At 38.5% G+C, this 11877-nt stretch carries 10 protein-coding genes and 1 pseudogene; 5 read left to right on the top strand and 6 right to left on the bottom strand.

Annotation, left to right across the window (positions count from 1 at the left end; genetic code table 11):
- Window positions 1–90: 90 nt before the first annotated feature.
- Complete coding sequence (locus tag V7K32_RS26070; RefSeq protein ID WP_334997407.1) at window positions 91–963, bottom strand: alpha/beta hydrolase; 873 nt, start codon at window positions 961–963, stop codon at window positions 91–93.
- Between the two features lie 403 nt (window positions 964–1366).
- Here V7K32_RS26070 and V7K32_RS26065 point away from each other — a divergent pair, with 403 nt between their 5' ends.
- The gene (locus V7K32_RS26065; protein ID WP_229488100.1) at window positions 1367–2449 is read left to right on the top strand and encodes a class I fructose-bisphosphate aldolase; all 1083 of its coding nucleotides are present in this window, start codon (window positions 1367–1369) and stop codon (window positions 2447–2449) included.
- A gap of 98 nt (window positions 2450–2547) precedes the next feature.
- Here V7K32_RS26065 and V7K32_RS26060 read toward each other — a convergent pair whose 3' ends face one another.
- Complete coding sequence (locus V7K32_RS26060) at window positions 2548–3216, bottom strand: ribonuclease T2 family protein (RefSeq protein WP_334997404.1); 669 nt, start codon at window positions 3214–3216, stop codon at window positions 2548–2550.
- A 336-nt stretch (window positions 3217–3552) separates the two neighbouring features.
- Complete coding sequence (locus V7K32_RS26055; protein ID WP_334997402.1) at window positions 3553–3951, bottom strand: hypothetical protein; 399 nt, start codon at window positions 3949–3951, stop codon at window positions 3553–3555.
- A gap of 337 nt (window positions 3952–4288) precedes the next feature.
- On the opposite strand from V7K32_RS26055, the gene V7K32_RS26050 reads away from it, so the two are divergent.
- Window positions 4289–5455, top strand: a complete 1167-nt coding sequence (locus V7K32_RS26050; RefSeq protein ID WP_334997400.1) for a pyridoxal phosphate-dependent aminotransferase — start codon at window positions 4289–4291, stop codon at window positions 5453–5455.
- A 365-nt stretch (window positions 5456–5820) separates the two neighbouring features.
- Here the strand turns inward: V7K32_RS26050 and V7K32_RS26045 are convergent, their stop codons facing one another.
- From V7K32_RS26045 to V7K32_RS26035, 3 genes and pseudogenes are all read right to left on the bottom strand, one after another.
- Entirely contained in the window at window positions 5821–6201 is a 381-nt protein-coding gene (locus V7K32_RS26045) for a helix-turn-helix domain-containing protein (RefSeq protein WP_334997399.1), read from the bottom strand.
- A 13-nt stretch (window positions 6202–6214) separates the two neighbouring features.
- A pseudogene (locus V7K32_RS26040) lies at window positions 6215–6509 on the bottom strand (type II toxin-antitoxin system HigB family toxin).
- Window positions 6510–6755: 246 nt separating this feature from the next.
- Complete coding sequence (locus V7K32_RS26035) at window positions 6756–7943, bottom strand: tetratricopeptide repeat protein (protein WP_334997397.1); 1188 nt, start codon at window positions 7941–7943, stop codon at window positions 6756–6758.
- Window positions 7944–8259: 316 nt separating this feature from the next.
- Between V7K32_RS26035 and V7K32_RS26030 the strand changes: the two genes are divergently transcribed.
- The 3 genes from V7K32_RS26030 to V7K32_RS26020 all read left to right on the top strand — a co-directional run bounded on the left by V7K32_RS26030 (window position 8260) and on the right by V7K32_RS26020 (window position 11501).
- Window positions 8260–9546, top strand: a complete 1287-nt coding sequence (locus tag V7K32_RS26030; RefSeq protein ID WP_334997395.1) for a proton extrusion protein PcxA — start codon at window positions 8260–8262, stop codon at window positions 9544–9546.
- Window positions 9547–9868: 322 nt separating this feature from the next.
- Window positions 9869–10738: a polyphosphate kinase 2 family protein gene (locus V7K32_RS26025; RefSeq protein WP_334997393.1), complete on the top strand. Its 870-nt coding sequence runs from the start codon at window positions 9869–9871 to the stop codon at window positions 10736–10738.
- Window positions 10739–10874: 136 nt separating this feature from the next.
- Window positions 10875–11501 carry a chemotaxis protein CheB gene (locus V7K32_RS26020; RefSeq protein ID WP_334997391.1) on the top strand — a complete coding sequence of 209 codons (627 nt, stop codon included), beginning with the start codon at window positions 10875–10877 and terminating at the stop codon, window positions 11499–11501.
- Window positions 11502–11877 lie beyond the last annotated feature (376 nt).

Here is an 11877-nt window from a genome sequence, read left to right as displayed (position 1 = left end):
TTCGTTACATAGTTTGGTTTTATCTTGCCTAGCTACTTACAGTACAGTGTAGGCTTCTGAGTGAGTGATTGTGGATTTCTCATTTAGCGATCAATGTGTTGGATCATATAACTTTATTTGTCTCAAAATTGCTGTACACAATGGGCTGTTACCATCTAAAAAACCATTGATTGCCGTAAAGTGGTTTTTATCAGGCTGTGGTAAGTATTCACCAGCCAATCCTTTTTTCTTCCATACAGCCAGAAAATCTTGAGACTGTCGTTTAAATTCTGAAGTTTCTTGCTCGCCATAGGTTACAAGTAGAGAGCCAGCTTTTTCGGGAATATGACGGATAGGACTATTGCGAAGAACTTCAGCCCAGGTAAGTTGTATCTTGGGTTGTAACCAGGTGTAGGGAAACGGCATTAAATCAAATAAACCGCTAATAGCACAACCACCTTTAATGATATCATCTGGTAGTCCATAGTCATTTTCCCAGTCTGTAGCCATGAGCATAGCAGTTAAATGGCCACCCGCTGAGTGGCCAGCTACATAGATGCAATTGGGGTCTGCACCGAAGTTTTCGGCATGATGATAAATCCAGGCAATAGCTGAACGATTTTGGCGAACAATCTCCTCAATGGTAACTTTGGGACACAAGGCATAGTTGACCAGTACGACTGTAACATTCGCAGCTACTGGACCTTGAGCGACAAAGCTAAAGTCTTTACTGCTACTCATCATCCAATAGCCACCGTGGATAAATATCAAAATTGGTGCTTGTGGTTGTGCTGCGGGGAAAATATCTAGGTGTTCGACTAGGGTAGGGCCAAAAGGAACACTCAAATGGCAGCGGAGTTTTTCACGTACCTTAGCACTGTTTGTGGCATAAAAATTCATATACGCAGGTATATTAAGACTTAGCTCACTAAGATTATACTGAGAATCTAACTCGGCTTGAGTTTGAAAATTGCGGTACAGCATTGAAGTTTTCTACTTTAGCGCAAGTGGTTTTAATAGACTTACATTTTGTACCTGTAATGAGTAAAGCGCAAATAGGCAAATATTGTGACAATAGGTGATATTATGAGCAAATTGAGTCCAATTATTTTTTCTCCCCGATAAAATTGCCGAAACTCTTGATTCTTCGTATAAGGGTGGGGGAGTATAAACGATTACAATGCCAAAAAGATTTGTTTGAGAGAAAATGCAAATTATGACAATTAAATCTCACCTTTAATAAGTAAAACAAGTTTTTAAAGATAATTTCAGATTGCTATATCATAAGGATTTTAAATATAGTTAATGCCCGCACAGCTAGGTTAGCAATATTAAAAATGCTATCTTAAAGCCAAAGGTCATTTGCTCAATTTTTGAGGAAAAAACTATGACTACAGCGCTCATAGAGGCTAATTCTATCGAGTCATTGCTAGGTAAAGAGGCTGAAGACCTGCTTACCTACAAAGCAAAAGTTCCTACTGATTTACTACATTTGCCGGGGCCAGACTTTGTAGATCGCATCTGGCTCAACAGCGATCGCAACCCGCAAGTATTGCGTAATCTCCAGTTACTTTATTCTACTGGTCGTTTGGCATATACTGGATATCTGTCTATTCTACCGGTAGACCAAGGCATTGAACACTCAGCAGGTGCCTCTTTTGCGCCTAATCCGATTTACTTTGACCCAGAAAATATTGTTAGGCTAGCGATCGCTTCTGGTTGCAATGCGGTTGCTACCACTTTGGGGACATTAGGTATAGTTTCGCGCAAGTATGCCCACAAAATCCCCTTTATTGCCAAAATCAATCACAACGAATTGCTGACTTTCCCCAATCAATTTGACCAGGTATTGTTTGCTGATGTCGAACAAGCTTGGAATTTAGGGGCGGCTGCTGTAGGTGCGACAATTTACTTTGGTTCAGAGAATTCTACTAGACAAATTCAAGAAATCAGCAAAGCTTTTAAACGCGCCCATGAATTAGGGATGGTGACAATTCTCTGGTGCTATCTGCGGAATAACGCCTTTAAACAAGATAAAGATTACCACCTTGCTGCTGACCTCACCGGACAGGCGAATCATTTGGGTGTAACTATTGAAGCCGACATTATTAAACAAAAGTTACCAGAAAATAATAATGGTTACGGTGCAATTGCCAAAGCTACTGGTAAGAGTTACGGCAAAACCGATGAGCGGGTTTATACAGAATTGACAACTGATCACCCAATTGATTTAACTCGTTACCAGGTATTAAATTGCTACTCTGGGCGCGTGGGGCTGATTAATTCTGGTGGCGCGACTGGTAAAAATGATTTCGCCGAAGCAGTTCGCACCGCTGTAATTAATAAACGCGCTGGTGGTTCTGGATTAATTTCTGGACGAAAGACCTTCCAGCGTCCCTTTGAGGAAGGTGTAAAACTGTTTCATGCCATTCAAGATGTTTACTTGTCACCGGATGTGACGATCGCTTAATAAGTTAGGAGTTAGGAGTTAGGAGTTAGGAGTTTGGAGTTAGGAGTTATAAGAATTCTTTCCCCAATTCCCAATTCCCAATTCCCGATTCCCCATTTTTATCTAATGTTTCTCAGTAAGAAATCTGGTTGACCACAACTTTTTTGCGATCGCTTCAAAATCTCGGCACTACAAATACCAGGTTCACCGTCTTTGGAATAACAAAAGAAGACTTCTTGTAAAAATCTTCCTGAACCAGAACAAAAAGGTGCTATACTATTAGCACTAATTTGATTATTTGCATTCACAAATGAATTTTTAAAATTTGTAATTGTGGTACGCAAGGGTTTTGCAGGACGGTTATAAGCTGCGGGAATAGCGATCGCATCTTTTAACTTTTTACTCAATGCCAAGTATTCTGCTGGAGTTTTCCCCGAACAAGTACCATGTTTTTCCCATTCATGATCGTAAAGTTTATTACTAGGATACAAATTGGGAAATTGTCGCTTTACTTCCGACGGTAATTTTTCCGTGGAACAATTAGCAGGATAACCAGCTTGGTATTGTGGCCACAAACCATGTAGTACAAAACCAAGTTTCCTTCCAGAACCACACTGTTGCTGGTCACGGCTACCATTTGCAGCACAATAATCTGGCGACCAAGAGAGTGTCAATACATAAAAATCAAATTTACCCGGAGTACCGCGATTTTGAGCAATGGCAGCATTAGGTATAAAAAAAGCAGTAATTAACAGAGAAGATGCGATGAAAAGTTTCTTTAATTGCATAAAGTTAGTTTTCTATAAAATTAAAACACTACATAAAGTACATTGTTAATAGTCAAAGGTCAAGACTCAGTAATTATTTGTAATTCCTAGTTCCCAACCACCAACCAGTCTACAGCTTTGACTAACCCTTGATTATTCTCATCGTCCATAGATACTAGTTTTTTTAAATTTGTTGCTGTATATAATACTAAATACATTATTAAGATAATACGATAATCAGCATTTTCACACTAATAAAAGACTAAAACCTTTATGTAAAAATATTTTCACACCGTAGCTATTAAGCACAGTGTGTTTATTCATTAGGTTTAATCGCTTCAAACAATGATGCAAAAACTATGGATTAGGTAAATTTGCTTGAACGGCTGGTAATAGATCGTTATTTTCCTCTATCCTTAACATTCTTATATCTCTTACTGATACTGGAAACCAAGGTAATCTTCTAGATAAGTCTTGAACAGCTAAAACACAAGTAACAGCGTTAACACTTTCATTACCAAAATAAACACTTCCTTGCTGTCTAGTAAAACCGTATGAAGAAAGTAGTTTTTTAATTTCACCATAGGTATTGTTGTAAGGGTCGCCATAGGATTGTCTTAAAGTTTCAATATCCATATCAAAAGAAATTGCATACATTCTTACATTACCTTGCGGAAATTTATCATCATCGATTGTAATGTATGAATTGGCATTAAGCTTTTTATTTTGAAGACTATTTTGGGATTTTGTGTACATAGATTATACTCTCAATTTTGTTATATAACTCAATTTTAACCAGTGCTGACGTTCTAGACCCTACCTTTAAATATTTCTTAGTTTTTAGCGATCGCTCAGATAGCGTATTCATCTATAAATTTCTCTAAAACTTGTAATATTAAGGTTTCTAAGAGTACAAGCAAGTTTAAATCTATTTCTTAATTCTGGGTATACATTAAATTGTTCTGAGTCCTTGTGTCAAGCTTAATTGAGATGCTCTTACGCTGCAATCTCCAACGAATTCAGAAAAAACAAATCTTGGTAGGGATTCTGGGATATCCTTAGATAAGTGAAAGATTTGCCGAAAATAGTAAGAATGAAGCTGGCAGCAAGAGTAAGTCAGGTAGCACCTTCATTAACCTTAGCGATCGCAGCCAAGGCTAAGGCACTGAAGGCAGAAGGAATAGATGTTTGTAGTTTTAGCGCTGGAGAACCAGATTTTGATACTCCAGCGCATATTAAAGCCGCAGCAGTAAAAGCTTTGGAAGAAGGCAAAACCAAGTATGGTGCAGCAGCCGGAGAACCAAAGTTAAGGGAAGCGATCGCCCACAAGCTTAAAATTGATAATGGTCTTGATTACAAGTCAGAAAATGTCATCGTCACCAATGGCGGTAAGCATTCTCTCTACAACTTAATCGTGGCGCTAATCGACCCAGGTGATGAGGTAATTATCCCTGCACCCTACTGGCTAAGTTATCCCGAAATGGTGACTTTGGTCGGTGGAGTCTCGGTAATTGTCCCTACAGATGCAACGACGGGCTATAAAATTACTCCCGAAAAACTCCGTAAAGCAATCACGCCGAAGACAAAGCTATTTATCCTCAACTCTCCATCTAATCCCACAGGGATGGTTTACACGCCAGATGAAATTAAAGCACTGGCGCAGGTAGTAGTTGATGCAGATATCTTTGTTGTCTCTGATGAAATTTACGAAAAGATTCTCTACGACGGTGCAGAACATATCAGCATCGGTTCTCTTTCTAAGGAAATTTTTGACCGCACTTTGATTAGTAATGGGTTTGCGAAAGCTTATTCTATGACTGGGTGGCGTCTCGGCTATTTAGCGGGGCCTGTGGAAATCATTAAAGCCGCGAGTACCATCCAAGGACATAGTACATCTAACGTGTGTACCTTTGCCCAATATGGTGCGATCGCGGCACTACAAAGTCCTCAAGATTGTGTCGAAGAAATGCGCCAAGCTTTCGCCAAACGCCGACAGGTAATGTTAGACAGACTCAACGCCATTCCCGGATTGAGTACCGCCTCACCAAATGGGGCTTTTTATCTGTTCCCTGATATCAGCAAAACCGGTCTAAAATCTTTAGAATTTTGTGACGCTTTGCTAGAAAAACATCAAGTTGCAGTCATTCCCGGAATTGCTTTTGGCGCTGATGACAACATTCGCCTTTCCTACGCCACAGATATGGCGACGATTGAAAAGGGAATGGATAGATTAGAGAAATTTGTCAAGTCGTCTATTTAGTTGGTTGTCATTTGTCATTTGTGAGGAAAATTTACCAACTCTCCAACTTTTTAACTCCACCTTTTCGACTCGAACGGGTGGAGTTCATTTTCAAGCTTGAAGTTTCGAGTTCCAAGCTTGAAGTTTGGAGTTCTGAAGCTCAAGTTTGGAGTTCTAAGCTTGAAGTTTCAGATGAATAGTGGGAGCAAAAACGTCAAAAGGGTTTTGGGCTTAGGGACTTCCAAATAAAAAAATGTTCCAAAACTGATGCAAAAATTTTTTCTATTTCTCCTCTCTCTGTGTTCTCTGCGTCTAATAAGGTTCGTTTATTTGAATAATTTATTTCTTGGAAGTCCCTTAGTTAATGTCAATTAATTCCAGCACCATCAAGCTGAATTTTGCATCAAAGGGTATTGTTGAATCAAAATCTGTACGGGAATCCCCAATTGTTCATGCAATCCTCGAATCATCTCCAAGGTTAGCGGCTGCTTGCGATGCAAAATGTCGGCAATTTCTGCTTTACTGCCAATAACAGGCTCTAATTCATCTACAGACAACCCACGGGATTCGAGATAATATAAGATTGCTTCAATAGGATCTGGTACTTCGATTGGGTAATGCCTTTGCTCGTATGCTTCCACAAGCGTAGTTAAAACTTCCAATCGATCAGACTCTGGGGTATTTAGTTCTGCATCAAACAATTTTTCAATTTCATCAAGCGCAGCACGATAATCAGCTTCGGTGCGGATTGGACGAGTTTCAAGCATAGGTATTACTGTCTCAAATACATGTTGCATCTACGTTATCGTATTCTTTATGCGTTCCCAGAAAACGAATAAAAATAATTCTAATATCATAACGAACGTGAACAATTAAACGGTAATCATTACCTTTGATATTAAAAACAACACGATTATTAGCTAATAATACTGGCATTGCGATAAGTGCTTTTGATATTTGCCGGACTATCCCATTCTGCACGAGATGCTTCATCAAACCAAGCCTTTAATGGCTGTTCGGCATCGGGATATGCTTCCCAAAACTTTCGTAACGTGGTGCGGGCAATGATTCGCATAATTAGGTAATTACAGCGTTACTATACATAAATATACTTGAAACCTTTATAGCTTTTCGCGATCAAATGAGGTACATCAGAGCAAGCTCCTTGCTTGCTCTTAGGGGGTTGGGGGTGTGGTTCTTGTATCTCACCAGACTGGAAAACGCTGTATTTCGATTTATTCTCACCTACTTACTTGTTGTTGAGTGATTATACAAAATTATCCTAATGTCATAGGGCATTTGTCATTTTCCCCACTCCCATCTACATCAAGTTCATTTCCTGCAACCCCTGGCGTAGTCTTTTCGCCTCTTCGGGATTATACCTTTCGTGAAGGGCGATCGCTTTTCTAAAAGCTGTTAAACTATCTTGATGATTGCCAGCTTTGAGCAATACTACCCCTAAATTTTGATAAGCTTCGGCATAGTTAGGATTTAACTCGATTGCATTTCGATAAGATGCGATCGCATCTGTAAATAAACCCAAAGTTTTAAATATCATCGCCAAATTATAATGTCCAAAAACAAAATTAGGGTCAATTTTCAAAGTTGTGGTGTAAGCAGCTTTCGCACCATTTAAATCTCCTGCTGCTTTGAGTAAGTTACCTAAGTTGATGTATGCTCCTAGTTTGAGCATAGGGTAAATTGGCAATTTGATCGCAGCTTGATAATGAGAAATAGCCTGTGGGAATTTTTGCAACCGACTGTAGGCAATGCCTAAATGATAGTGGAGTTCATATAAAATATCGTAGTTTTCTTCAGCAAAGGAGATTCCATGTCTGAGCAACTCCATACCTTGAGTAATTTTCCCAGTTTCCACATACAATGCCCCTAATTTGCTGCAAACATAAGGGTCATTAGGATGAGTAGCGAGAAACCCTTCCATTGCTGTAGCTGCTTTAGTATATTTATTATTTTGAGCGATCGCACTTTTTTGATATCCTGTGTGTAAAAGTGCCACTCCTGGTAAATAACCCACTTGCCAATGAGGTTCTTTGGTTATAATTGCTGACACGCTATCATCCACTAAGGCGTGATAAGGACGGTCAAAGCAAATATCTGGATGATTGCGAAAGAGCCTAGACACCAGAGAATAGGGAGATTGTTCTGCACCAATTTCGTGGCGGACTAGGTTGATGAGCAAGTATTCATCTGTTGCGATCGCTTCTCGCAACTGCGGTACAATTGCTGGTGTGAGAGTTTCATCAGCATCTAATACCAGAATCCAATCTCCAGTGACATATTTTAGAGCTGCATTACGGGCAGCACTGAAGTCATTACACCATTTGAAATGATATACTTTTGCACCAAGTTGTTGAGCAATATTCGGAGTGCGATCGATTGAGCCTGTATCCAAAACTACCATTTCATCTACCACTTTTCGGACACTGCTTAGGCATTTAGGCAGTGTTGCTGCTTCATTTTTCACAATCATGCACAGACTGAGTTTCATATTGCCAATAAATTCTGGTTCAAATTTTTTGCTTCTAGTGACCAACTTTTATCTAATATAGGACTAATATTTGATTTCTGAAAAAGCTCGGTACAACTCGAAAAGCTTAATTCCCTACTCCCCACTCCCTACTCCCCGTCTATCGCGCTTGTGCTGCGCTTCGCGCAGCACGTAGATAATTTCAAAAATGAAATACGATTCCTATATATCTTGTGTAATGATTAATAAATCATATTATTTGAAACTAAATATTACTCTTTGTTATTTGTTAATTTTTATATAACTATTATCTGCATTATATAGGGAATCATATATAATGAAAAATTCTTTCGCCAGAACAGCAAATTTACTTCGCCAAAATCTCAACGATTATTTGCGATCGCTTAACGTTTGGTTTTTAGATACGCCAGAAAGGGCGCTCTTAGAAGCTCAACAAGCCGCTCAGAGAATTAAAAACATTGAGATAGAACATTTTGACGGCCAGAAAATCTCTTCACAATCAGTAAATTATACTGAAAATGTGATGTCTTATTGGCAAGGAAACCTTGACAAGAATTTAACTACTATCAAAGTAAGACTTATAGAGTTTCATCTTAGTCGCAGAATTTTAAATCTATCTAATTCTGTATTGTTAGAAAGGCTGAAAATTATTGATGAAGTTGTAGAAAGGTACGCTCTAAAAGATGCAATAATCAGCAATAATCCCTTAATCTCAAATTCTCAACCACTACAAATTAACCAGAGCGAAATCAACAAACAGCCATCATCTAATATTAATAATATACCACCTAAACCTCTATCTCAACAAGCTAGATTATTATCGAGGTCTCTGGGTCAAAGACTTAATAGAATTAAAGCAGATTTTACACCGCAGACGGAAGAAGAGTTTGTCAGAAATTACCGACTTTCTAAAAAGAGGACAAAGATTTCCATAAGATTTATACTAACGTTAATTATTCTACCCTTTTTAACTCAGCAATTATCTAAACAATTTTTAGTTTATCCCATATTAGAAAGAAATAGAGAAAACAATATAAATCAAGTTTTTATCAATTCTGATATGGAAAAAGACGCTCTCCATGAATTACATAATTATCAACAAAGGCTGATGTTTGAATCTTTCCTAAATGAAGCACCACCAATTTCTTCAGAAGTAATAAAAGAAAAGATAAAAGGCAAAGCAATTGAGATAGCTGAAGAGTTTCACGGAAAATATAATAGTGCTATTGGTAATGTATTTGCTGATTTTATATCACTAATTTCTTTTGGTATAGTTGTGCTGATAAGCAAAAAAGAAATTCTGATTGTGAAATCGTTTATAGATAATATTGTTTATGGATTAAGCGATAATGCCAAGGCTTTTTTAATTATTCTCTCTACAGATATATTTGTAGGATTTCACTCACCAGAAGGGTGGGAGGTTATTCTTGAAGGATTCGCAGGACATTTAGGATTGCCAGCCAATAAAACCATAGTATTTTTCTTTATTGCTACATTCCCGGTAATTTTAAACAGTATCTTTAAATACTGGATATTCAGCTATTTGAGTCGCTTATCTCCGTCGGCATTAGCTACATTAAAAGAGATGGACGAGGGTAATTGATAATTCGTAATTATTTTGGCGTATTTGTCTTCTGATTCGCTAGGCTATGTATATCCTGGTATTTGGAGCAAGGGGGCTTTTGCCTACAATTCGTTTTGATTTGTACGTTTTCCTCTGCCCACGAGATGCTGCACCTACGTTGCTTAAGGGAGTTCTAACAAATAAATTACCCCACAACAAGTAGTTGAGTATTTTTTTATTTGGAAGTCCCTAAGAGTAGGGTATGCCTACGTCATTAAGTTTTATAACAAAAATTTAGAAAGAGCCACAAAACTTGCTGATGATGAAAAGGGACTTCAACTCCCAGAATTAATTAAAAGTTATGAATCACGATGCTTTCATTGTTCCACCAGGTTCAAAGATTTCTCTGAAAAAAAACTATGACCCAGCCTATAAGACTGAGTTCCATGAAAAAGCTGATGCTGCAACTAAATTACAGGCAGATATTGAACGACTAGCAAATTACCAAAATATTCTCTACGCTCAAAACACTTATGCCTTGTTGATTATTTTTCAGGCAATGGATGCTGCTGGTAAAGATAGCACAATTAAACATGTGACCTCTGGTGTGAACCCGCAAGGATTTCAGGTGTTTAGTTTTAAGGGACCCAGTGCAGAAGAATTAGACCATGACTACCTGTGGCGAACAACTAAGGCTTTACCAGAAAGAGGTCGAATTGGAATATTCAACCGTTCATACTATGAAGAAGTCCTAGTGGTTCGTGTCCATCCAGAAATGCTGAAAAAACAACAACTTCCCCACTTACCTGAAGGGAATAAGATATGGAAGCAGCGCTTTGAAGAAATCAATAACTTTGAAAAATATTTGGTAAATAATGGTGTGATTGTCCTGAAGTTTTTTCTGAATGTCTCAAAAGCAGAGCAGAAAAAACGCTTCTTACAACGGATTGATTTGCCTGAAAAAAATTGGAAGTTTTCAGATAGCGATGTCCGAGAACGAGCTTTTTGGGATGATTATATGAATGCTTATGAAGAAGTTTTCAACAACACTAGTACAGAATCAGCCCCGTGGTATATTATTCCTGCCGATCGCAAATGGTTTACACGCCTCGCTGTTGCCAATATCATCTGCACAAAATTACAAGAACTAAATCTGCAATACCCGACAGTTAGTGAAGAACATAAACAGCAACTTTTGCAGGCAAAACGCATTTTAGAACAGGAGGATTGAATTATTTATTTAAGAAAGCAAGCGTTAAAATAAGATAAATATACTGTATGATTCATTCATAAAGATAAATTTTACAAAATTTATTAATAATTTTTGTAACTAAATAAGTTTGTCTGATAATCACAGGCAAAAAATTATGACTCAGATGGCAGAAAATGCCAAAAATCATTTACCTTACTTTAATAATGCTGCCTTTGATATTGTGGCGATCGCAGCCTCAGCAGGAGGTCTAACTGCTTTAATTAAAGTGCTATCGACTCTACCGCCAGAATTTACAGCCGCGATCGCCATTGTGCAACACCTGGGACCCGAATATCCGTCCTTGATGGCAGAAATTCTCAGTCGGCGCACAGCTATTACCGTCAAAAAAGCACAAGAGGGAGATTGCCTTACCCCAGGAATCGCTTACATTGCTCCACCCAATCGTCACTTGTTGGTTAACGGTGACGGGACGCTTTCCTTATCACAGTCAGAATCAGTACATTTTTTACGTCCTTCGGCTGATGTTTTATTTAAATCGGTTGCAGCCACTTACAAAAATAGAGCAATTGGCCTTGTCCTAACTGGAACGGGTAGCGACGGCGCGATGGGAGTAAAAGCAATTAAAAAAATGGGCGGTATCATCATCGTTCAAGACGTAAAAACCGCCGAATTTTCCGGGATGCCTTCCGCAGCCATTCAAACTGGCAACGTAGATTTTATTCTCCCTCTCAATGAAATCTCCAGCACCCTGGTAATTTTGGTCATGGGAGAATCTTACTAAGCTCAGCGGCAGGGGGCAGAGGAGATATGTTTTAGAATGCAACCTGGTGTCACCATAGTTTAATAAGTCTTTGATATTCGTGAATGAAGCTTAGGGACTTCCAAGAAATAAATTATTCCAATAAACGTAGACGCTTCTCTACGAGACGCTACGCGAACGGCTTGCCGTAGGCTAAGCTGTTCTGCATTTAATTTGTATAATTAGGGCGCTCATGTTGCCCACCCCACAAGAGTTTTATTTTATTTGATTATTCAATTTAGATGATTTTCAGCTTACCACTCCAGACACAGAGAACGCAGAGAGAAGAAATAGAGAGAGTTTTTGCGTCAGTTTTGGAACATTTTTTTATTTGGAAGTCTCTTAGAACTGCGTTAAT

The sequence above is a fragment of the Nostoc sp. genome (genome assembly GCF_036917635.1).
Classification (GTDB): domain Bacteria; phylum Cyanobacteriota; class Cyanobacteriia; order Cyanobacteriales; family Nostocaceae; genus Nostoc.
Note: the sequence above shows the minus strand (reverse complement) of the source record. Positions and strands in the feature narration are given on the sequence as shown.